Genomic DNA, 20,971 nt, shown 5'->3' with positions numbered 1-20,971 from the left:
AGGTGGTGCTCTCATGAAACAAAAAGCCGTGCAGACATGCTCTAATTGTGGTTCTCAAAATATAGGAGAAGGTGAGTTTGTCGGATATGCACAAATACGGAAAAAGGAAACGATGTTCACATCTTCGCCGGTGGATGCTTATATTTGTACAGATTGTGGGAATATCCTTTTATTAAAGGTAAGGAATTATGAAAGGTTTAAACAGAAACCGTTATGATTATTGAGAAGTGGTCATATCCAACTTTGTATACGAAACGACTTATGTTAAGGAAAATGAATATGAGTGATAGTTTACATATATATGAGTATGCTACAGATAAAGAGATGACAACTTTTACTGTATGGGATGCTCATCGATCGTTATGTGACACATATAACTATATAGAAGAAATTGTGGGTCAGTACAATGGAGGGCAAGTAGCACCTCTTGGAATTGTATTAAAAGAGGAAAAAAAACTTATAGGCACGTGTGGATTTATAAAATATGATTTGGTCACACATACAGCAGAAATTGCATACGCCTTATCTCGAAAATATTGGGGAAGAGGATTAGCTACGGAGGCTGTGTTAGCTTTTTTCTACTATGGTTTTCATGAATTGCATCTTAATAGTATTGAAGCGGGATGTGATTCAGAAAATGAAGCATCTGAAAAATTAATGAAACGTTTGAATATGGAGTACAAATATACAATTCAGAAGGATATGTTTATTAAAGGTAAGAATCGTGATACAAAAAGGTATTTTATATCTAGAGAAAGATATATGAATCAATGAAATATCTTACATTGAAAACTCCTTTAAATGAATTAAGGAGTTTTTTTATTTTGATAACAACAAATGGACTATTAGGAAGCGCTATTTTTATTAACGTTCTAAGTATAGAAAAAAAACGCTATATAACACAATCGCAACCGCAAGTTGACAAAGTGCAACCGCAGGAAGATAGAGATAAGGGCAATGTTTACATACAATTTAGGTAAGAAAACAAAGGGGGACACACATATGGGATTTGGTGAAAAGCTTTTTAGATTAAGAAAGGAAAAGGGCCTTTCTCAAGAAGCATTAGCTGAAAAATTAAATACCACAAGGCAAGCAGTTAGTAAATGGGAAAACGGTCAAGGTTTTCCTGAAACTGAAAAATTAATAATGATTGGAAATGTATTTGAAGTATCACTCGACTATTTATTAAAAGAAACTGCAGAGCAAAGTAACGAAAAGGAAAATGGTTACTATGTAAGTAAGGAAATGGCAGAAGGGCATGTAGTGTATGGACAAAAAATTTCTAAATATATTGCGTTAGGATTTAGTTTGCTTATTTTATCTACAATACCGTACTTATTATTTAAAGAAAATGCGACAATGTCTACGTTTCTTGTCATTATCATTGCAGTGCTTGGGATTGGAGCAATGATGGCATCTGTAACGATAGAAGAGAGTCGATACAATGTATTGAAAAAGGAAGAACTACTATTTGATCAAAACTTTCTAAAAGAATTGACCAAAAGATATGCGACTATTAAGAAGAAGTATACGGCAGTAGTGATCGTTGGATTTTGTTTTATTGCAGCAGGAGCGATACCGTTTTTATTTGAGAAAAAACGAATTACCTCAGGAGAACTCGCACAGTATTATCCTTATTGTGTTGTACTTATTGCTATCGGAGTTTATCTTTTTGTTCGTGTGTTAGGGGTGTTAGAGACGTATCGGATTTTAGTAGAAAATAAGGAATACAGTAATCGTTTTATTTTTAAATTGAAAAAGAAAGTAAGGAAAAAGGTAGATAGTTTATAAAAAATAAAAAACATGTTTCGAATCAATGTATTCAAAACATGTTTTTTATCGTTCTGAATTATTTCCAAAGAAATAATTCAGAAAATACAGAAAAATATCGTAATCATTTGTAGAAGTCTGTTATAATAAACGGAAAATGAAAACGTTTTAAAGGGGGACATAACCAATATGATGATGAATGTACCGCTAACAATTAGTTCTATGATGGAAAGAGCAGAGAAACTGTTTTCGAAGAAAGAAATTGTTTCACGGACGCATGATACAGTTACAACGTTAACGTATAAGCAATTAGGGGAAAGGACGAGAAGACTTTCCAGTGCGTTGAAAAGGCTTGGAATTAAAGTAGGTGAACGTGTAGGAACATTAGCGTGGAACCATCATCGGCATGTGGAAGCGTATTTTGCTATTCCAGGTATTGCTTCTGTTTTGCACACAATTAACATTCGTTTATCTCCTCAACATATTTCATACATTATTCAGCACGCAGAAGACCGAATTCTACTTATAGATGAAGATCTCGTACCGCTTGTTGAAAATATTCAATCACAATTATCAACTGTACAAGCTTACATTATTATGACTGATAAAGATGAACTCCCAAATACTACGCTGAAGCCTGTATATCATTATGAAAAGCTATTAGAAGAAGGCGATCCAAATTTCCAATTTGTAAAAGATATTGATGAAAATACACCAACTGGTATGTGTTATACGTCAGCGACTACAGGAAATCCGAAAGGTGTTGTATATACGCATCGTAGTACTGTATTACACTGTATGGCACTCGGTTTAGCTGATACAGCTGCTTTATCGGAAAGTGATGCAGCAATGGCAATCGTCCCGATGTTTCATGTGAACGCTTGGGGACTTCCTTTTGCGGCTACTTGGTTTGGATCAAAACAAGTTCTTCCTGGACCGATGTTTACTCCGAAAATTTTATTAGAAATGATTCAATCAGAAAAAGTGACGTTAGCTGCGGGTGTGCCGACAATTTGGCTCGGCGTATTACAAGAGTTAGAAAATAATAGTTACGATTTATCTAGTATGACGAGAATACTATGCGGAGGTGCAGCGGCGCCGAAAAGTGTTATTAAAGCATTTGAACAGAAACATAATGTTCCGTTCATACATGCATATGGTATGACTGAAACGAGTCCACTCGTAACACTTGCACGTTTAAAAAGTTATGAAACGGAATTATCGTATGAAGAGCAACTAGAAATTCGCTCCAAACAAGGATATCTTGTACCTGGTGTCGAGATGAAAGTAGTCGGTACAAATGGTGAAGTGAAGTGGGATGGTACTGAGATGGGAGAATTATGTTTACGAGCACCTTGGATCGCTGAAAGCTATTATAACGATGATCGTACTGTTGAAGTTTTTCGCGATGGATGGTTATATACTGGTGATGTTGTCACAGTGGATGAGGAAGGTTGCGTGAAAATTGTTGACCGTACGAAGGATGTTATTAAAAGCGGGGGAGAATGGATTTCTTCGGTCGATCTTGAAAATGCTTTAATGGCACATGATGCTATATTTGAAGCGGCTGTCGTTGCAGTTCCTCACCCTCAGTGGCAAGAGCGACCAATTGCCTGCGTTGTTCAAAAGAAAAATAGTACGGTTACAAAAGAAGAAATATATGAGTTTTTAAAACCACAGTTTGCGAAGTGGTGGTTGCCAGACGATATTGTCTTTATGGAAGAAATACCGAAAACATCTGTTGGGAAGTTTTTAAAACAGGCGCTTCGGAAAGAACTGGAGCATTTGCATAGAGAGAAATAAGTGAACTCCTATTTGTAAACTCTAATACGTTAACGGTTGACAAAAGAGGAGTGGAAAGATAATATAATTTTTATGATATGTTATCTAAAAACAATTTTAAGTTTACAAATAGGAGAAGCAAATATGAATACAAAAAATTTAGTTTTCGTCGCTTTATTTAGTTCTATTATGGGAGTGTTAGGGTTAATACCTCCGATTGCTCTTTCTATTACACCAGTTCCGATTACATTGCAATCACTCGGTGTTATGCTTGCGGGTGGGTTGTTAGGGTCACGCCTTGGTGCATTAAGTCAGCTTATTTTCTTACTTATTGTAGGAGTTGGAGCACCATTACTTGCTGGTGGCCGCGGTGGCCTTGGTGTATTTGTTGGGCCAAGTGCAGGATATTTACTTGGTTACATCATTGGAGCGTTTGTTATTGGTTATTTAATTGAGCGTTTACGTGAAGTTTCTATTATAAAAGTATTATGTATTAATATAATTGGTGGTATTTTCGTAGTTTATGTATTTGGTATTATTGTACAAGCGTTTTTAATGGATGTTTCTGTATGGGAGACAATGAAAGTGAGTGCTGTGTTTTTACCAGGGGATTGTATAAAAGCAATTATTGCGGCAGTTCTCGTAACAAAATTACATCGTTCATTGAAACATATTATTACACCCGCTTTAAAGAATGGAAAATATACAAATGCGGGATGATAAAGGGAAGAAACACGTACATTGCGTGTTTCTTTTTATTATTTTTGTAAAGAAAGGACGTCTCATATGGGTGTTACAAAAAAATACAAAAAGCAAGCCTCTTTACAACCAAATAAAATAGCGATAAAGGAAAATGATAGAGTTTTAACATATAAAGAGTGGTTCGAATCAGTTTGTAAAGTAGCCAACTGGTTGCATGCAACAGAATCAAAAAATAAAACAATAGCAATCCTATTAGAAAATCATATAGAGTTTTTACAACTATTTGCTGGTGCTGCTATGGCCGGGTGGGTTTGTGTTCCGTTAGATATAAAGTGGAAACAAGATGAGCTCAGAGAAAGAATTGAAATCAGTAATCCGGATATGATTGTGACAGAAAGATATAAGGTAAATGATTTACCGCATGAAGAAGGAAGAGTAATTGAAATTGATGAGTGGAAAAGAATGATGGAGAAATATCTTCCTACACATTCCACTGTAGAAAGTTTACGAAATGCTCCCTTTTATATGGGATTTACATCAGGATCAACTGGAAAAGCAAAAGCATTTTTACGCGCACAGCAATCGTGGGTTCATAGTTTTGATTGTAATGTACATGATTTTCATATGAAAATGGAGAATTCAATTTTAATAGCTGGGACGCTCGTTCATTCTCTTTTCTTATACGGGGCAATAAGTGCATTATATGTAGGACAAACGGTGCACATTATGAGAAAGTTCATTCCGAATCAAGTATTAGATAAGTTAGAAACTGAAAATATATCGGTTATGTATACAGTTCCGACAATGCTTGAATCTTTATATAAAGAAAATAGATTAATAGAAAATAAAATGAAAATTATTTCATCAGGAGCGAAATGGGAAGCTGAAGCGAAAGAAAAAATAAAGAATATATTTCCTTATGCGAAAAGATATGAATTTTATGGTGCATCAGAGTTAAGTTTTGTAACAGCACTAGTCGATGCAGAAAGCGAAAGAAGGCTAAATTCAGTAGGAAAACCTTGTCATAATGTGCAAGTTCGAATATGTAATGAAGCAGGCGAAGAAGTACAAAAAGGCGAGATAGGAACTGTTTATGTGAAAAGTGATCAGTTTTTTATGGGATACATAATAGATGGGGTTTTAACACAGGAGTTGAATGCAGAAGGCTGGATGACAGTGCGAGATGTAGGCTATGAAGATGAAGAAGGCTTTATATATATTGTTGGTAGAGAGAAGAATATGATTTTATTTGGAGGAATCAATATTTATCCAGAAGAAATAGAAAGTGTATTACATGAACACCCAGCTGTTGATGAAATAGTTGTAATTGGTGTGAAAGATAGTTACTGGGGTGAAAAGCCCGTCGCGATCGTAAAAGGAAGTGCTACGAAACAACAATTAAAGAGTTTTTGCTTACAACGATTATCCTCGTTTAAAATACCGAAAGAATGGCATTTTGTAGATAGAATACCTTATACAAATAGTGGGAAAATCGCTCGTATGGAAGCAAAAAGTATGATTGAAAACAGGGAGAAAATATATGAATAGAGCAGTTATTGTAGAGGCGAAAAGAACACCTATCGGTAAGAAGAATGGGATGTTAAAAGAGTATGAAGTTCAGCAATTAGCAACACCGCTTCTTACGTTTTTAAGTAGAGGAATTGAGAGAGAGATAGACGATGTTATATTAGGTAATGTTGTTGGGCCAGGAGGGAATGTTGCGAGACTATCTGCTTTAGCGGCAGGACTTGGCTATCATATTCCTGGTGTAACGATTGATCGGCAATGTGGTGCTGGTTTAGAAGCAATTCGAACTGCGTGTCATCTCATTCAAGGAGGGGCAGGTAAGTGCTATATCGCCGGAGGAGTAGAGAGTACAAGTACGTCACCTTTTCAAAAAAGAGCACGATTTTCACCTGAAACAATTGGTGATCCTGACATGGGAGTAGCGGCTGAATATGTTGCGGAGCGTTATAACATAACGAGAGAAATGCAAGACGAGTACGCTTGTCTTAGTTATAAGCGGACACTGCAAGCGTTAGAAAAAGGCTATATACATGATGAAATATTTTCTTTTAATGGATTATTAGATGAATCTATAAAGCTAGAAATGAATTATGAACGAATCATTAAAAGAACAAAACCCGCATTTTTACAAAATGGAACAGTGACGGCAGGTAATTCATGTGGTGTAAATGATGGGGCATGTGCTGTTCTTGTAATGGAAGAGGGACAAGCCCTAAAGTTAGGTTATAAACCTGTCCTTCGTTTCGTTCGTAGTGCTGTAGTGGGAGTGAATCCAAATCTTCCAGGAACTGGTCCGATATTTGCGGTGAACAAATTATTAAATGAAATGAATGTAAAAATAGAGGACATCGATTATTTTGAAATAAATGAAGCATTCGCCTCAAAAGTTGTTGCTTGCGCAAAAGAGTTACAAATTCCGTATGAAAAATTAAATGTAAATGGTGGGGCAATTGCGCTCGGTCATCCGTACGGTGCATCTGGGGCTATGCTTGTAACACGTTTGTTTTATCAGGCACAAAGAGAGTCTATGAAATATGGAATTGCTACATTAGGAATTGGAGGCGGGATAGGGATTGCGCTATTATTTGAGAAAGTAGAAAATTAGAATGTTTGAAGTGTAGGGCAGGCGTATTCATTTATATCTATCTTATTTTAATTCTCATTGAAAGCCTCTTATCAAATATAGAGAATAATAGGAGGTTTGGATGTTTTATTGTCTACAATTGATATGAAACTGTGATGCAAAATTCACCTTGATGTAGACCAGATCCAGTTGTTATTTGGATACTAGTAAAATTTTTTATTGTAAAATTACTAGTACTTCCAGGTTGAATTATGATTGAGTTTAAGACATTTGTATCTTGAAAGAAAGTAACAACTATTTCTTGAACACCTGTCTCGTATTTGATATATCCAGTTGAAGAAATATAATTTAACAAATTGTTAGTATATATAGTCTGTATTCCCATCTCTCCACCTGTGATAGACCAAGGAATGCAAATTTTATCTTTTATTATTGCTGATGGAGTGCAACAAATAACTTTATTCATGGTATATCCCAGCCTTTCATATAAAGGTATATTTAAATATATGTTGTTGTTTATGAGTATGCTTGTATGTTTTTGCTATATAGGATTATGTCCTTAATTTTAGAAGCTGTATTTGCTAATAAGGAGCATACAAATGGAGAATAAATACTTCTCTTCGTCATTGGAGGAGAAAAAGTTTGGAGAAGATAAAGGACTTAAGGTATTAGAGAAGATATGTGATGAGAAAATGAAGAAAGGGAAGGATAGTGCACCGGATAAATCGATTTGTATGATTAGTTATATTGTATATTCACTCCTAAAACATATATATAATGTCCTAGGAGTAAATTTAAAATTTGTTTTAGAATTTGATTTTTAATGAATTCACTCTAGTTTTCTACTTTTTGAGGAACATAAGCATTGCTACCAGGTTTTGTTTTTATTTCATTCCAAGCAGCAATCGCATCAGCTTTTGCTTTTCCTTTATTATTTGGATCTTCGAAAAAGTCCCGAGTAAAGCGATTGTATTCAAATTGCGCGCTGATCGTTGTTTTATAAGTAGGATCTTTTTTTCGTTCGTTTTCTTCATACCAAAATGTTATCGCGTCTTCATATGTTTTTCCAACATTCTCTTTAAAAAACTTTTGAAGAGCTACTGTAAAGCGGAAGTTTGTTCCGATTTTTTCTTTGAAAAAAGCACGAACACCTTCGCTACAGCGGTGATTTTTAGTAATAATCGTTTGAAGAGAAAGGTCTTTATAAGAGAGGGGAGCTTTGCTCACTTTTTGCACAGAGCTGTTTTTTAAGACTTTCCCCGTAGTTAAATAATGTGAGATACGCTCGGTTATTTCGGTCTTAGAGCCACTAGCTGGCAAACCATGCTCGCGACAAAATGTTTGCAGTTCTGCTTTTAACCAATAATAGTTTTGAAAATCTTCAAGTGATATAGATTTTATTAAAGGTGGACGCATGAATATAACAACTTCTTTCTTCCATAATTTTCTTTAATTATAAAACGTATGTTCTCTTTGTGGAAGGATTAATTTGTAAATATAACAGGAAGAGGAGATTACATATGGAAAATGTAATGCAAGTTCGTGTTACGGGAATTTTAATTGAAGATGAAAAAGTATTGCTAGTAAAGCAAAAAGTGGCTAATCGCGATTGGTCTTTACCTGGAGGAAGGGTAGAGAATGGTGAAACGTTAGAAGAAGCGATGATTCGAGAAATGAGAGAAGAAACGGGATTAGAAGTTAAAATTAAGAAGCTACTCTATGTTTGTGATAAACCAGATGCTAGTCCATCTTTGTTACATATTACGTTTCTGCTTGAAAGGATTGAAGGTGAAATTACACTACCTTCTAACGAGTTCGATCATAATCCGATTCATGATGTGCAAATGGTACCGATTAACGAATTAAGTTATTATGGTTTTTCGGAAACTTTTATCAATCTTATAAGTGGCGGTTTTGCAAATGCAGGAAGTTATCAAGGGTTGAAACAACATATAGGCCTGTAAATATAGTTGAAGGATAGCCGTTAGCTATCCTTCATAAACATGTTTTACACTGCTGACTGTAAAGAAGAGACAAGCTGATTTAAAAACTCGTCCCCGTTCATCACCGATTTTCCGCCGCCGCGTGCACTCTTTTTATTTCCGCCACCTTTTCCTTCAATTGCAGGAAGAGCATCTTTTAAAAGAGCATTCATATCGAGCGTTACTGTTTTTCCGCAAGCGAGAATACATTGTAGTTTGTCATCATTTTCGATGACGAAATACGTAATTGCATGCTCTTGTTGTTCTGTAATGATAGCTGATAGTTTTGCAATTTCTTGCATAGAACGATCTGTAAATGCTTTAGAAATAAGTAACCCAGCATGTATTTCGGTGGGCTGTTGCAGTAATTCATTTGCCTCTGCAAATAATAATTTTTCATTCATTGTTTGTATTGTTTTTTCGTTTTCCTTTTGAGAGGTAAGAAGCTGTGCTACTTTTGCTGGGATATCAGTTTCGCTACTGTTTAATTGTTTGGAAACATCTTTCATAATTTGTTGCTGTTGCCCCATTAATTTAAGTGTACGCCAACCAGCGATAAAGGTTAAGCGTATACCACCTTTATTGCGCTCCCATCCTAGTACTTGAATAGAACCAACTTCACCAGTGCATTTCGGATGGGTTCCACCACAGCCATTGTAGTCGTAATTTTCGATAATAACAACACGTATATTCTCTGTCATAGTTGGTTCTTTACGAAGAGGTAATGTTTTTGCTTCTTCTAAGTTCATCCACTCTATACGGATTGGGTGGTTTTCAAAAACGATTTTATTGGCAATTTGTACTGCCTTTTCAACCGTTTCTGCATGCAGATTTTCTGTTTCTAAATCAATTGTTATCGTTTCTTTTCCAAGATGGAATCCAATCGTAGGTATGTTGAAATAGTCCCAAAAAACAGCAGATAAAATGTGCTGAGCTGCATGTTGCTGCATATGATCAAACCGGCGCTCCCAATTGATTTTACCTTCTACGTCTTCTGTGTGTAATTGTTCTGCAATGAAGTGGCGGATTTCTTCGTCGACTTCTTCAACATCAAGTACAGCAATACCATTTAAAGTTCCAGTGTCATGTGGTTGTCCGCCACCAGTCGGATAAAATGCGGTTTCGTTTAAAACAACGTATAAGTTACCGTCTTTATCATAATCTTGCTTTATAATTTTAGTAGTAAATTCTTGCTTATAAGCGTCAGTGTAATATAATTTGTGCTCCAATTTTCTTTCTCCTCTCGCATTAACTAGTTTCATTGTAAAGCAATTGAAATTAGTTTCCTAATATTTCAGAAGAAAGAAACTATTTTTAGAATTTTCTTGCTATAATAAGAAGAAAATGCGGGGGTGGAATAAATATGTTATATGAAAATGGCGTAGATAAACTGCTTAGTTTAAGCAAAAATATTTCTGAATTGTATCGAGAATTAAATGAAATGACCCGGATTTTAACGGATTGTAATCGAGAAAGTGTGAAGTTTGATCGGTTATATGTAAAAGAGTTACTTTGGAAGAAAGAAGATGTAATAGAGAAATATGACCAGCTACTTGTACAACTTTGTATTAACGAATGCTTTGATCTAAAAAGTGTCATTACAGGCGAATATAAGTATACATATGAAGAAGTGGAGAACATCGTTTTACAATTTAATGAGAAGTATAATGTTGCAATATTAATTAAAGATGTTTGTAAAGAATTACAGTTTACATATGGCATAGATATGGATATAACGAGAACAGCGCGGGTATCAACAGCGCAAGTATAAAAAGGGAAAAGAAAGCAGATCCTTTGCTTTCTTTTTTTATGTAAGAACAGGGAGAGTAGGTTTTTAAGATGAAGGGGAAGTTGCAAAATATTCATCCGTTAGGAATGACAATTATAATAGGGACTTTATTTGCGAGGTTCGCCACGTCAATGAGTATTCCTTTTTTAGCAATTTATTTAACGACTGTGAAAGGTGTATCAGCTGGAATGACAGGTGCTATTATCGGAACGAGTGCACTTGTTGGAGTGTTTGCTAGTTTTATCGGAGGGAATTTATCAGATCGATTCGGTCGAAATATGATTATAATATGGTCCATGATCGTTTGGGTCTTTGTATTCATTGGTTTTTCACTTGCAGATCATGTTTTAAGTTTCTTTTTATTAAATGCTTTGAATGGATTATGTAGGTCATTTTTTGAGCCAACATCAAGAGCGTTATTATCAGATTTAACGAAACCTGAGTATCGTTTACTCGTATATAATTTGCGTTACGGTGCAATCAATGTTGGAGTAGCGATTGGCCCACTTGTCGGGTTACAGATTGGAAGCGCAAAATCAACAATTCCGTTTTTAGTAGCAGCTGGAGTATACATTTTATATACAGCTATATTAGCGTTCCAATTTAAGAAGTATCCGATTGAAAAAGAGAAAGTAAATATAGAAAAGCCTGTCACAATGTTAAAGGCAATTCGTATTTTGAGAAAGGATGTCGTATTTTTAGTTGCACTAGTTGGTATTATTTTGAGTAATTGTGGTTTTTCTCATTTAACGACAACAGTATCTCAATATTTTGCAAATGCACATATATTTCAGGATGGAGTGAAATTATTTTCATATATGCTAGCTTTAAATGCGATTGTTGTAGTCGTAATTCAATACCCTGTTATTCAAATTTGTAAAAAGTATACACCGTTAGTATCCATTATGGTGGGAACTTTATTTGTGAGCGGAGGATTATTTGGATTTGGAGTAGTAGAATCTCTACTAGGTGCTGCCGTTTGTACAATTATTTTTACAATTGGAGAAGTCTTAATGTTTTCAATGACGGATGTATTTATTGATGATATTGCTGTTGCGCATCTAAAAGGAACATACTTCGGTGCGATGGGTTTTTCGGGAATTGGAGCAGTAATAGGTCCGTGGTTTGGAGGAGTACTTCTCGATTACTACGGGTACCAAAATGGGTTTGCAGTATTTTCAGCACTAGCTATATTTTCAACTGTGGCATTTCCTGTGCTTTTAGTTACAAAAGGTTTATCGAAAAAAAGATATGATAGAAATTCTAATATAGAGATGCATGCGAAATAACATAAGCCCCAGTAACCAACTGGGGCTTATGTTTGTATTATATTAATTCTTAATTTGAAAAAAGAACTTTCTTTTCATGTTTATCAGCAACTTCATTTTTGGAAATATGAATGGCCAAAAAACCATTCTCTAAGCAGGCTAGCATCTTCTTATAAATAACATTAGCGGGTAAAGGAATAGTTCGCTGCAAAGAAATGTTTTTATGAAGTATGCAAATGTTTAGGCCTGTCTCCATCTTTTTAATGACTACATTTTGTTCATTGGCATTTGGTACATCAGTTTCCAAAATGTATTCTTGTTCAGTTTCGCAAAGGTCAATATGAATTTGATTTGGGAAACTAAAGTTACTACAAGAGTCAGAACAAAACTGATCCATCCATTCTTCGAAACCATCAACATGAAAAAGACAATCCTTCTTTTTCTTGCCCATGTAAGACACCCTCCGTAAAATCTCAATTCATACTATGTTATGCATGAATGAAGTAGGGGTGAAGAATAAATGGAAAAATATAAACATTGTATGTGGTAAAGGCAGCTATTGTGAACCTTTTGTTTTACATATCATGATGTGCATGATGTTTTTGGCGTGAATGGTTACGATTTTTTACTTTATGAGATCCGCTTAATGGTTCAGGTTGTCCCTTTTTTTCTTTTGCTTCACGATTGTTTTTGCTCATTGTATGTGACACCTCCTCTTTCTCTTTAGAATGAGAGAAGTTTGCAAATTTATACGAGAATGTTTTTAGAAAAAAAGGTAAAGATAATTGGGACTAACTATTATGGAAAGGGGATTATATAATGCCATATCATAAAGATAAACAGCAAGCTTTTCAAGCAGCGCAGCAAGGAGTTACACAAGCAGAACATGCATATAACAACATTGTGAAAAATGATCCAAACTACGGTCATGATTTAAAAGAGTTACGCCAAGAGGTTCAGGAGGCGTATGAACAGATTCAAAATGCGTTAGAAGTAGCTTCGGAAACACAACGCCCACAACTTGAGCAATACGAAAATAATCTCCAAAATATTATGCAACATGTAGATCAATTAGAAAAGTAAATGAGGTTGTTGTGTATTTGACAACCTCTTACTTTAATGAACATTATGCGAAAACAGAAAATTTTTCTATTCGTTTTTTCTTTATTATGCGCAGTACATATATTTCAAGTTGAAAAAGTGGAAGCGAAAATGTTGCTCAGAAAAGAGCTAGAACCAACTGGCTATGTAACGTGGGAAGTACCTAATAATGAAAAGATTATTGCCATTACATTTGATGATGGCCCAGATCCAACTTATACACCGCAAGTTTTACATTTATTACGTCAATATAAAGCAGAAGCAACATTTTTTATGATTGGATTTCGAGTGCAGCGCAATCCATATTTAGTGAAACAGGTGTTAAAAGAGGGACATGAAATTGGAAATCATACGATGAATCATTTGTATGCGAGTAATTCATCAGATGAAAAATTAGAAAATGATATTTTAGATGGAAAGAAATTTTTCGAAAAATGGGTGAAAGAACCTTTGCTATTCCGTCCTCCTGGCGGATATATTAACGATGCTGTATTTAAAACAGCGAAAGAAGCTGGTTATCAAACCGTTCTATGGTCGTGGCATCAAGACCCGCGTGATTGGGCAAATCCAGGGGTTGAATCTATCGTAAATCATGTAGTAAAAAATGCTAAAAGTGGCGATATCGTATTGTTACATGATGGAGGAAATGATCGTAGTCAAACAGTAGCAGCGCTAGCAAAAATTTTACCTGAGCTAAAAAAACAAGGATATCGATTTGTAACGGTTTCGGAATTACTACGTTATAAACATTAGAAAAAATCCCAAAAGGAAAATGAACCTTTTGGGATTTTTCGTTACTGATTCTTTTTACGTTTCTTATTATTTTGTCGCTCTGCCGGAGTTAAAGGCTCATTTGCAAACTCTTCGTTATAACCAGCACCTTGTCCTTGTGCGGATGCTGCATTCATTCCTGAAATAGTATGATTTGCTTTTCTTTTACCCATTTTATTTCACCTCTATAACATTTTTTTGTATGTTGAATGATGAGCAGTTCATAGTGTGTATGAACTATAAGTAAAGCGCTAATAGAGCACTTTACTTTATGGTAATAGTATTCATAAGGAGCATAAACACTATTCAAATTTAGAAACATAAAGAAAACTTATGATAATCTATAAGTTTCTTATTATTTACTTATTTAGAAAGTTGTAATAAGATATTATCGTAAGGTATTGAAAAGTTTGTCTACATTTTATATTCAGACAACTTAGTCACGTTTAACAGGGGGGAAACATAATGGTCAAACATAATCCATTTCAATCACGTGCAACTTTTGAAGTAGATGGAAAAACGTATCATTATTATGATTTGAAAGCGCTTGAAAATGCAGGGGTTGGCAACGTATCTCAATTACCATATTCCGTGAAAGTTTTACTTGAATCGGTACTTCGTCAAGTAGACGGACGTGTAATTACAGAAGAGCATGTTACAAATTTAGCGAAATGGGGAACGAAAGATGTGCAAGATATCGATGTTCCATTTAAACCATCTCGTGTAATTTTACAAGATTTCACTGGTGTACCAGCTGTTGTTGATTTGGCTTCGCTTCGTAAAGCAATGGCAGACATGGGTGGAGATCCTGATAAAATCAATCCAGAAATTACTGTAGATCTTGTAATTGATCACTCTGTACAGGTTGATAGAGCGGGTACGGCAGACGCGCTTGCATTCAACATGGACTTAGAGTTTAAACGTAATGAAGAACGTTATAAATTTTTAAGCTGGGCACAAAAATCATTTGATAACTATCGTGCAGTTCCACCAGCTACAGGTATTGTACACCAAGTAAACCTTGAATATTTAGCACCAGTTGTTCATGCTGTGAAAAATGCTGAAGGTGACTTAGTTGCATACCCAGATTCATTAGTTGGAACAGACTCACATACAACAATGATTAATGGTATCGGTGTTCTTGGATGGGGCGTTGGTGGTATTGAAGCAGAAGCAGGAATGCTTGGACAGCCTTCATACTTCCCAGTACCTGAAGTAATCGGTGTGAAATTAACCGGTACACTTCCAAGTGGTACTACAGCAACTGACGTTGCATTAAAAGTAACGCAAGTATTACGTCAAAAAGGTGTAGTTGGTAAATTCGTTGAGTTCTTCGGTAACGGACTAAAGAGTATGCCTTTAGCTGACCGTGCAACAATTTCAAACATGGCACCAGAATACGGTGCAACTTGTGGATTCTTCCCAATCGACGATATTTCATTAGAATACTTACGTTTAACAGGTAGAGATGAAGAGCAAATTCGCGTTGTTGAAGAATACTGTAAAGCGAACGGTTTATTCTATACAGCAGACAGCAAAGATCCAATTTACACTGATCTTGTTGAAATTGATTTAAATACAATTGAATCTAACCTTTCTGGACCGAAACGCCCACAAGATTTAATTCCACTTTCAGATATGAAAGATGCGTTCCACAAAGCTGTTGTAGCACCAGTTGGAACACAAGGACTTGGATTTAATGAGCAAGAGTTCGATAAAGAAGTGAAGGTTACATTAGAAGATAAAGAAGTAACGATGAAAACAGGTGCAATTGCAATTGCTGCAATTACAAGTTGTACAAATACATCAAACCCATACGTATTAATTGGGGCAGGTTTAGTTGCGAAGAAAGCAATTGAAAAAGGACTTAAAGTACCTGAGTACGTAAAAACATCATTAGCACCAGGATCTAAAGTTGTTACTGAGTACTTAGATAAATCAGGTTTAACAACATATTTAGATCAATTAGGTTTCCAAACAGTTGGTTACGGCTGTACGACTTGTATCGGTAACTCTGGCCCATTAGCGCCAGAATTAGAAGAAGCAATCGCAGCAAACGATTTACTAGTAACATCTGTTTTATCTGGTAACCGTAACTTTGAAGGTCGTATTCACCCGCTTGTAAAAGCGAACTACTTAGCATCACCACCACTTGTTGTGGCATATGCACTTGCAGGTACTGTTGATATTGACCTGAAAAATGATGAAATTGGTAAAGATGCAAATGGCAATGCTGTTTACTTCAACGATATTTGGCCATCAGCTAAAGAAATTGAAGATGTAGTTCAAAGCGTTGTTACATCTGAACTGTTCAAGAAAGAATATGCACAAGTATTTAATAGCAATGAGCGTTGGAATGAAATCCAAACTTCAAATGAAGCTTTATATACTTGGGATAATGATTCAACATACATTCAAAACCCACCATTCTTTGAAGGATTATCTAAAGAGCCAGGTGAAGTTGAAACGTTATCAGGCTTACGCGTAGTTGGTAAATTTGGTGACTCTGTAACGACAGACCACATTTCACCAGCAGGTTCAATCGGTAAGCACACACCAGCTGGACGCTACTTATTAGAAAACGGCGTACAACCAGTTGACTTCAACTCTTACGGTTCTCGTCGTGGTAACCATGAAGTTATGATGCGTGGTACATTCGCGAACATCCGTATTAAAAACCAAATCGCACCAGGAACAGAAGGCGGATATACAACATATTGGCCAACTGGTGAAGTAACATCTATCTATGATGCTGCTATGAAATATAAAGAAGATGGCACAGGCCTTTTAGTTGTTGCTGGTAAAGATTACGGTATGGGAAGTTCTCGTGACTGGGCTGCAAAAGGTACAAATTTATTAGGTATTAAAGCAGTAATCGCAGAAAGCTTCGAGCGTATTCACCGCAGTAACTTAGTGTTAATGGGTGTGTTACCACTTCAATTTAAAGATGGCGAAAGCGCTGAAACGTTAGGTCTTGTTGGTAACGAGTCATTTGAAATTCAAATTGACAAAACAGTTAGACCACGCGATCTTGTAAAAGTAGTTGCAACTGATCTAGATGGCAACGAAAAACAATTTGAAGTAGTAGCTCGTTTCGATAGTGAAGTTGAAATTGACTACTACCGTCACGGTGGTATTCTGCAAATGGTTCTTCGTGAGAAAATTGAAGAGTCTAAAGTGTCGAACTAAATAATTGAAATGAATGATAAGGAAGCTAACAATTGTTAGCTTCCTTATTTTATGGAAAGGGATGAAACCATTTGGTTTCATCCCTTTCTTTTTACTATAAACAATGGAGGAAACGTCATGAAAGAATATAAAAGAATTTTGTTACCGTTACAGAAAGAAAAAATATTAGTAATAGCAGCTGTATGCAGTGGGCTTTTTGCAGCTATTTTAAATCTCTCCCGTCCACTATTCATGGGACTAATTGTAGATAACCTGATTCAACGAGAGCTGAAAGGAGCGTATCTTTACATTACTTTGTTTACAGCTAGCCGTTTGTTGATGTGGGTGAACAATCTTTCATTTGATTATGTAAGCTCAAAAGCGAGTCAGCGAATATTACGAGAGAAGCGTATAGATGTATTGCGCCAATTTTTCCTATTACCGTTTGAAGAGAGTGAGAAAATCAAACAAGGAGAGTTAGAAACTTTGGTCGTGTCTGATATTCCGAACTGGGTCAGATTATATGGCTCTATATTAATAGAATATATACACGCTATTGCCCAATTTATTGGAGCTTTCATAGCACTACAACATATAGATATACAGTTTATATTGTGGGTAACTCCGTTTTTATTTTTAAGTACAATTGTTCCAATACTGATGGGAGAAAAGGTAAGAGATATTGCAAGCGTTTCTCAAAAAAATCACTCAAGTGTTGTAGAGATGGTGTCACAGTTTGTAAAGGGGATACAAGATTTGCGGAGTTTACAAAAAGAAAAATGGGCAATTCGCTTATTTAAAAGAGTAACGGCACAATCGTATAAATGAGAAGTAAAGAAGACGATGATGCAACATTGCATTGGAGTAGTTGGAACGGTGATTGAAACAGGAGCATATATTGTTGTTCTCATTATAGGTGCACAAAAAATAATGAGGGGAGAAATAGAAGTTGGTTCACTCATTGCAGTGTTAGCGACAATTGAGATGCTCTTTTTCCCTGTCCGTTATGTGGGCGATTTATTAATAATGACACAAGTTGCAGTCGCTTCGGCAAATAGAGCTTTTTGCTTTTTAAATAAACGAGCAGTAGATAGCAATGTAGAAAGAGCGATGGGAATCAGGATAACAAATGTTTCATTTCAGGAGAATGACGAAGAGAAATGCAGAATTCATAATATTGATTTGCAAATTCGTCCTGGTGAACTCGTTATGATTGTGGGAGAAAGCGGTGCAGGAAAAACAACGCTTTTAAAGTTAATAACGGGCTTGTATAAACCATCTAACGGTAGATTGCTTATTATGGTAATGAAGCTCGTATGACTACAGTGTGGCAAGAACCACGTTTTTTCCGAACGACGGTAACAGAGAATATGTATTTCGGGGAAGAGGGTTTAGAAAATCAGTTAGAAAAAAATAGTGAACTTATAAATGTAACGCCGATTATTAGAGGGTTACCTGAAGGGAGTCAAACTGTGCTACATAAAAGCGGTGAAGAGTTTTCGGGAGGCGGAAGAAAACGTCTTGCATTATTGCGCGCGATTGTATCAAATCCAACTCTTATTATTTTAGATGAACCGACGGCTGGGTTAGATCCGGGCAATCAAGAACTGGTTTGGAATATGATTGAAGGGATAGGAAGAGATGTAACGAGAATTGTGGCAACACATGATGTAGAGAGGGTGGTACTAGCAGATCGTATTGTCATAATGAAAGAAGGAAATATTGTTGCATGTGAGGGTCCAGAAAAATTAATACATAGTCATTCATTTTTTAAGAGATGTGAATAAAGATAAGAGCAATGCTCTAATCTTTATTCAGTGTCATTTAGTTGATTCTCGATAGATTCGGAGTGATTTAGATCAACGTTAAAAGTAGCAGTCATAAGGAAAGTGGCAATTCCAAGAATTAAGAAAAGGACGAATGAGACTAGAGAGACGTAGAGACAAATACGTCCTATTTTCTTTTTTTCAAGATCTTTACTAAAGAGTGAAATGATCCATGTAATAATACCGACTGGGTATAAAAGAAAACTAAGAATATATAATGTTGTTTTTTCGAATGAATTCATAAACAATCCCCTTTTGTTGTAGGTTTATAACTATGAGAGGAAAAAGGTGAATGGGTCCATAATTAGATAAGCAACACTTCATCTGCTTTTCTAATTATATGATAAAATTGCACTTTTAATAAGAATATTCTAATTATTTCGATTGTGAATATTTCCAAGCTTGTCCGTATAAGCTAAAATAAGGTATATAGTATTTTGATGAATGTGTTAAAAGAAGATAATACGTTAGGGTGATATAAAATGTGGCGGAAGCTTACGATTATTGTAGTGTTACTTTGTTTAGCGGGATATGCAGCTTATGAACAGTTTGGTCATAAAGAGCAGGCGGTAAAAGTGAAGCAAGAAAAAAGTGAAGCTGCTATGAAAGAGATGATTGCAAGTAATGGTATTGAAATAGGGAAGAGTGCACCAGACTTTACATTAACGAATTTAGATGGAACGAATGTAAAGTTATCAGATTTAAAAGGAAAGAAAGTGATTGTAAACTTTTGGGCAACGTGGTGTGGACCATGTCAGCAAGAAATGCCGGATATGGAAGCTTTCTATAAAGAACATAAAGAGAACGTAGAAATTTTAGCAATAAATTATACGCCTTCAGAAAAAGGTGGGGGAGTAGAAAAGGTAAGCAATTTTGCTAAAGAAAAAGGAATTACTTTTCCTATTTTATTGGACAAGAACATTGATGTGACAACAGCTTATAAAGTAATTACGATTCCAACTTCGTATTTTATAGATACAAAAGGTGTCATTCAAGATAAGTTTATTGGGCCGATGACGCAAAAAGAGATGGAGAAAAGAGTTGCTAAATTAAAATAATGGTGAAAAGGTAGAGGTGGAGAGTTCCCATTTCTGCCTTTTCTTTTTCAAGTAGTAATAACTTCATGATATGATGTAAGAAATATAAACGTTTAGAGATAAAGGAGTGTATGGAGTGGGGAATGTATCCTTACCGTTAGATTATGTTGTAATTGATTTTGAAACAACAGGATTTAACCCTTATAATGATAAAATTATTCAAGTTGCAGCAGTGAAATATCGTAATCATGAATTAGTAGATCAATTTGTTTCATACGTGAATCCAGAGCGGCCAATTCCGGACCGAATAACGAGTTTAACAGGTATTACTAATTATCGCGTTTCAGATGCACCGACGATTGAAGAAGTGTTACCTTTATTTTTAGCATTTTTACATACAAATGTTATTGTGGCCCATAATGCTTCTTTTGATATGCGCTTTTTGAAAAGTAATGTAAATATGCTTGGGTTGCCTGAACCTAAAAATAAAGTAATTGATACTGTATTTTTAGCAAAGAAATACATGAAGCATGCGCCTAATCATAAACTTGAAACGTTAAAACGAATGCTGGGAATTCGTTTAAGCTCTCATAATGCATTTGACGATTGCATTACGTGTGCTGCTGTTTATCAAAAGTGTGCAGCTATTGAAGAAGAAGGGAAACGAAAAGTAAATAAGGCTATGCTTGATGAAACTGCGGTATATGAAGCGGTCAAAGAAATACTTGCATGTAATAAACGTAATGTAGAATGGCTACGTTGTATGAACGTAGGAAGTTATTTAGATATAAAAGCTTTTTATCCAGTTATGAGATTAAAGGTAAAAGGGCGAAAGAAATATGTATTAACAGAGATATTAGAAGAAGATGTGAAAGAAATATGTACAAGTTTAAAATGTGAACCGGCGTTAAAAAGTGAAGTTGGTAATACGAGAATTATGCTTAATAGCTTAGAGGATGTTATGAAATTAGAAAGTTATATTTTAGAGCAGTATGATTTTGTATTACAGGCGCTTCATGATTATAAAGAAAATGAAATGAATGCAGATGAAAAGTTGAAAGAGTATTTAAATATTATGGTATAAAAAACTCCGTGTGCAATATATTGTACACGGAGTTTTTTTAGGAGTACTAAAACATAAAATTTTCTTGCAAATCTGATTAA

At 35.4% G+C, this 20,971-nt stretch carries 23 protein-coding genes and 1 pseudogene; 17 read left to right on the top strand and 7 right to left on the bottom strand.

What is annotated here, in order from left to right; all coding sequences use genetic code 11:
- The first annotated feature begins 13 nt into the window (after window positions 1–13).
- From NST27_RS17755 to NST27_RS17725, 7 genes are all read left to right on the top strand, one after another.
- Entirely contained in the window at window positions 14–217 is a 204-nt protein-coding gene (locus NST27_RS17755) for a hypothetical protein (protein ID WP_000810193.1), read from the top strand.
- Window positions 214–774 carry a GNAT family N-acetyltransferase gene (locus NST27_RS17750; RefSeq protein WP_000582841.1) on the top strand — a complete coding sequence of 187 codons (561 nt, stop codon included), beginning with the start codon at window positions 214–216 and terminating at the stop codon, window positions 772–774. Before NST27_RS17755 ends, NST27_RS17750 begins: the two co-directional genes overlap by 4 nt.
- A 228-nt stretch (window positions 775–1,002) precedes the next feature.
- Complete coding sequence (locus tag NST27_RS17745; protein WP_047386618.1) at window positions 1,003–1,791, top strand: helix-turn-helix domain-containing protein; 789 nt, start codon at window positions 1,003–1,005, stop codon at window positions 1,789–1,791.
- 168 nt (window positions 1,792–1,959) lie between these two features.
- A complete protein-coding gene (locus NST27_RS17740) occupies window positions 1,960–3,573 on the top strand; it encodes a long-chain fatty acid--CoA ligase (RefSeq protein WP_061661791.1) in 1,614 nt (537 codons plus the stop codon).
- 123 nt (window positions 3,574–3,696) lie between these two features.
- A complete protein-coding gene (locus NST27_RS17735; protein WP_001093332.1) occupies window positions 3,697–4,272 on the top strand; it encodes a biotin transporter BioY in 576 nt (191 codons plus the stop codon).
- A 66-nt stretch (window positions 4,273–4,338) separates the two neighbouring features.
- On the top strand, window positions 4,339–5,802 hold the full coding sequence (locus NST27_RS17730; RefSeq protein ID WP_000539234.1) for an acyl-CoA synthetase: 1,464 nt from the start codon (window positions 4,339–4,341) through the stop codon (window positions 5,800–5,802).
- Window positions 5,795–6,886 (top strand): acetyl-CoA C-acyltransferase, encoded by a 1,092-nt coding sequence (locus NST27_RS17725; protein WP_001078002.1) that lies wholly within the window; start codon window positions 5,795–5,797, stop codon window positions 6,884–6,886. Before NST27_RS17730 ends, NST27_RS17725 begins: the two co-directional genes overlap by 8 nt.
- A gap of 112 nt (window positions 6,887–6,998) precedes the next feature.
- Here NST27_RS17725 and NST27_RS17720 read toward each other — a convergent pair whose 3' ends face one another.
- Window positions 6,999–7,331: a DUF3992 domain-containing protein gene (locus tag NST27_RS17720; protein ID WP_061661792.1), complete on the bottom strand. Its 333-nt coding sequence runs from the start codon at window positions 7,329–7,331 to the stop codon at window positions 6,999–7,001.
- 133 nt (window positions 7,332–7,464) lie between these two features.
- Here NST27_RS17720 and NST27_RS17715 point away from each other — a divergent pair, with 133 nt between their 5' ends.
- On the top strand, window positions 7,465–7,689 hold the full coding sequence (locus NST27_RS17715; RefSeq protein ID WP_000428982.1) for a hypothetical protein: 225 nt from the start codon (window positions 7,465–7,467) through the stop codon (window positions 7,687–7,689).
- A 10-nt stretch (window positions 7,690–7,699) separates the two neighbouring features.
- Here NST27_RS17715 and NST27_RS17710 read toward each other — a convergent pair whose 3' ends face one another.
- Window positions 7,700–8,281, bottom strand: coding sequence for a DUF6434 domain-containing protein (locus tag NST27_RS17710; protein WP_001247720.1), 582 nt, complete (start codon window positions 8,279–8,281; stop codon window positions 7,700–7,702).
- 104 nt (window positions 8,282–8,385) lie between these two features.
- Here NST27_RS17710 and NST27_RS17705 point away from each other — a divergent pair, with 104 nt between their 5' ends.
- Window positions 8,386–8,829: an NUDIX hydrolase gene (locus tag NST27_RS17705; protein ID WP_000432562.1), complete on the top strand. Its 444-nt coding sequence runs from the start codon at window positions 8,386–8,388 to the stop codon at window positions 8,827–8,829.
- A gap of 44 nt (window positions 8,830–8,873) precedes the next feature.
- Here the strand turns inward: NST27_RS17705 and NST27_RS17700 are convergent, their stop codons facing one another.
- Complete coding sequence (locus tag NST27_RS17700; protein WP_000400391.1) at window positions 8,874–10,076, bottom strand: serine-tRNA(Ala) deacylase AlaX; 1,203 nt, start codon at window positions 10,074–10,076, stop codon at window positions 8,874–8,876.
- Between the two features lie 134 nt (window positions 10,077–10,210).
- On the opposite strand from NST27_RS17700, the gene NST27_RS17695 reads away from it, so the two are divergent.
- Window positions 10,211–10,618: a hypothetical protein gene (locus NST27_RS17695; protein ID WP_000965133.1), complete on the top strand. Its 408-nt coding sequence runs from the start codon at window positions 10,211–10,213 to the stop codon at window positions 10,616–10,618.
- A gap of 68 nt (window positions 10,619–10,686) precedes the next feature.
- The gene (locus tag NST27_RS17690; protein WP_000676827.1) at window positions 10,687–11,925 is read left to right on the top strand and encodes an MDR family MFS transporter; all 1,239 of its coding nucleotides are present in this window, start codon (window positions 10,687–10,689) and stop codon (window positions 11,923–11,925) included.
- Between the two features lie 49 nt (window positions 11,926–11,974).
- Here NST27_RS17690 and NST27_RS17685 read toward each other — a convergent pair whose 3' ends face one another.
- Entirely contained in the window at window positions 11,975–12,355 is a 381-nt protein-coding gene (locus NST27_RS17685; protein WP_000516730.1) for an Hsp20/alpha crystallin family protein, read from the bottom strand.
- Window positions 12,356–12,479: 124 nt separating this feature from the next.
- Window positions 12,480–12,602: a small acid-soluble spore protein P gene (locus tag NST27_RS17680; RefSeq protein ID WP_000042141.1), complete on the bottom strand. Its 123-nt coding sequence runs from the start codon at window positions 12,600–12,602 to the stop codon at window positions 12,480–12,482.
- A gap of 121 nt (window positions 12,603–12,723) precedes the next feature.
- Here NST27_RS17680 and NST27_RS17675 point away from each other — a divergent pair, with 121 nt between their 5' ends.
- The gene (locus tag NST27_RS17675) at window positions 12,724–12,987 is read left to right on the top strand and encodes a hypothetical protein (RefSeq protein ID WP_001146293.1); all 264 of its coding nucleotides are present in this window, start codon (window positions 12,724–12,726) and stop codon (window positions 12,985–12,987) included.
- Window positions 12,988–13,032: 45 nt separating this feature from the next.
- Window positions 13,033–13,758: a polysaccharide deacetylase family sporulation protein PdaB gene (pdaB, locus tag NST27_RS17670; protein WP_030027157.1), complete on the top strand. Its 726-nt coding sequence runs from the start codon at window positions 13,033–13,035 to the stop codon at window positions 13,756–13,758.
- A 41-nt stretch (window positions 13,759–13,799) separates the two neighbouring features.
- Here the strand turns inward: pdaB and sspO are convergent, their stop codons facing one another.
- Window positions 13,800–13,949, bottom strand: coding sequence for an acid-soluble spore protein SspO (gene sspO / locus NST27_RS17665; protein WP_000518053.1), 150 nt, complete (start codon window positions 13,947–13,949; stop codon window positions 13,800–13,802).
- A gap of 292 nt (window positions 13,950–14,241) precedes the next feature.
- Between sspO and acnA the strand changes: the two genes are divergently transcribed.
- The gene (acnA, locus tag NST27_RS17660) at window positions 14,242–16,965 is read left to right on the top strand and encodes an aconitate hydratase AcnA (RefSeq protein WP_000238561.1); all 2,724 of its coding nucleotides are present in this window, start codon (window positions 14,242–14,244) and stop codon (window positions 16,963–16,965) included.
- A gap of 117 nt (window positions 16,966–17,082) precedes the next feature.
- Window positions 17,083–18,731 (top strand): annotated as a pseudogene (locus tag NST27_RS17655) (ABC transporter ATP-binding protein).
- A gap of 23 nt (window positions 18,732–18,754) precedes the next feature.
- Here NST27_RS17655 and NST27_RS17650 read toward each other — a convergent pair.
- Window positions 18,755–19,012: a hypothetical protein gene (locus tag NST27_RS17650; RefSeq protein ID WP_001083886.1), complete on the bottom strand. Its 258-nt coding sequence runs from the start codon at window positions 19,010–19,012 to the stop codon at window positions 18,755–18,757.
- Between the two features lie 240 nt (window positions 19,013–19,252).
- Here NST27_RS17650 and NST27_RS17645 point away from each other — a divergent pair, with 240 nt between their 5' ends.
- Window positions 19,253–19,828, top strand: coding sequence for a peroxiredoxin family protein (locus tag NST27_RS17645; RefSeq protein ID WP_000269055.1), 576 nt, complete (start codon window positions 19,253–19,255; stop codon window positions 19,826–19,828).
- Between the two features lie 115 nt (window positions 19,829–19,943).
- The gene (locus NST27_RS17640) at window positions 19,944–20,891 is read left to right on the top strand and encodes a 3'-5' exonuclease (RefSeq protein ID WP_000528755.1); all 948 of its coding nucleotides are present in this window, start codon (window positions 19,944–19,946) and stop codon (window positions 20,889–20,891) included.
- Window positions 20,892–20,971: the final 80 nt, after the last annotated feature.

It is taken from the genome of Bacillus sp. FSL W8-0770, assembly GCF_038008705.1.
GTDB lineage: Bacteria > Bacillota > Bacilli > Bacillales > Bacillaceae_G > Bacillus_A > Bacillus_A cereus.
This window is presented reverse-complemented; position numbering and strand designations above follow the sequence as displayed.

Excerpts from the sequence above, each read along its gene's own strand:
- NST27_RS17755 (WP_000810193.1), top strand. The coding sequence starts at position 14 with ATGAAACAAAAAGCCGTGCAGACATGCTCTAATTGTGGTTCTCAAAAT.
- NST27_RS17750 (WP_000582841.1), top strand. The coding sequence starts at position 214 with ATGATTATTGAGAAGTGGTCATATCCAACTTTGTATACGAAACGACTT.
- NST27_RS17745 (WP_047386618.1), top strand. The coding sequence starts at position 1,003 with ATGGGATTTGGTGAAAAGCTTTTTAGATTAAGAAAGGAAAAGGGCCTT.
- NST27_RS17740 (WP_061661791.1), top strand. The coding sequence starts at position 1,960 with ATGATGATGAATGTACCGCTAACAATTAGTTCTATGATGGAAAGAGCA.
- NST27_RS17735 (WP_001093332.1), top strand. The coding sequence starts at position 3,697 with ATGAATACAAAAAATTTAGTTTTCGTCGCTTTATTTAGTTCTATTATG.
- NST27_RS17730 (WP_000539234.1), top strand. The coding sequence starts at position 4,339 with ATGGGTGTTACAAAAAAATACAAAAAGCAAGCCTCTTTACAACCAAAT.
- NST27_RS17725 (WP_001078002.1), top strand. The coding sequence starts at position 5,795 with ATGAATAGAGCAGTTATTGTAGAGGCGAAAAGAACACCTATCGGTAAG.
- NST27_RS17720 (WP_061661792.1), bottom strand. The coding sequence starts at position 7,331 with ATGAATAAAGTTATTTGTTGCACTCCATCAGCAATAATAAAAGATAAA.
- NST27_RS17715 (WP_000428982.1), top strand. The coding sequence starts at position 7,465 with ATGGAGAATAAATACTTCTCTTCGTCATTGGAGGAGAAAAAGTTTGGA.
- NST27_RS17710 (WP_001247720.1), bottom strand. The coding sequence starts at position 8,281 with ATGCGTCCACCTTTAATAAAATCTATATCACTTGAAGATTTTCAAAAC.
- NST27_RS17705 (WP_000432562.1), top strand. The coding sequence starts at position 8,386 with ATGGAAAATGTAATGCAAGTTCGTGTTACGGGAATTTTAATTGAAGAT.
- NST27_RS17695 (WP_000965133.1), top strand. The coding sequence starts at position 10,211 with ATGTTATATGAAAATGGCGTAGATAAACTGCTTAGTTTAAGCAAAAAT.
- NST27_RS17690 (WP_000676827.1), top strand. The coding sequence starts at position 10,687 with ATGAAGGGGAAGTTGCAAAATATTCATCCGTTAGGAATGACAATTATA.
- NST27_RS17685 (WP_000516730.1), bottom strand. The coding sequence starts at position 12,355 with ATGGGCAAGAAAAAGAAGGATTGTCTTTTTCATGTTGATGGTTTCGAA.
- NST27_RS17680 (WP_000042141.1), bottom strand. The coding sequence starts at position 12,602 with ATGAGCAAAAACAATCGTGAAGCAAAAGAAAAAAAGGGACAACCTGAA.
- NST27_RS17675 (WP_001146293.1), top strand. The coding sequence starts at position 12,724 with ATGCCATATCATAAAGATAAACAGCAAGCTTTTCAAGCAGCGCAGCAA.
- pdaB (WP_030027157.1), top strand. The coding sequence starts at position 13,033 with ATGCGAAAACAGAAAATTTTTCTATTCGTTTTTTCTTTATTATGCGCA.
- sspO (WP_000518053.1), bottom strand. The coding sequence starts at position 13,949 with ATGGGTAAAAGAAAAGCAAATCATACTATTTCAGGAATGAATGCAGCA.
- acnA (WP_000238561.1), top strand. The coding sequence starts at position 14,242 with ATGGTCAAACATAATCCATTTCAATCACGTGCAACTTTTGAAGTAGAT.
- NST27_RS17650 (WP_001083886.1), bottom strand. The coding sequence starts at position 19,012 with ATGAATTCATTCGAAAAAACAACATTATATATTCTTAGTTTTCTTTTA.
- NST27_RS17645 (WP_000269055.1), top strand. The coding sequence starts at position 19,253 with ATGTGGCGGAAGCTTACGATTATTGTAGTGTTACTTTGTTTAGCGGGA.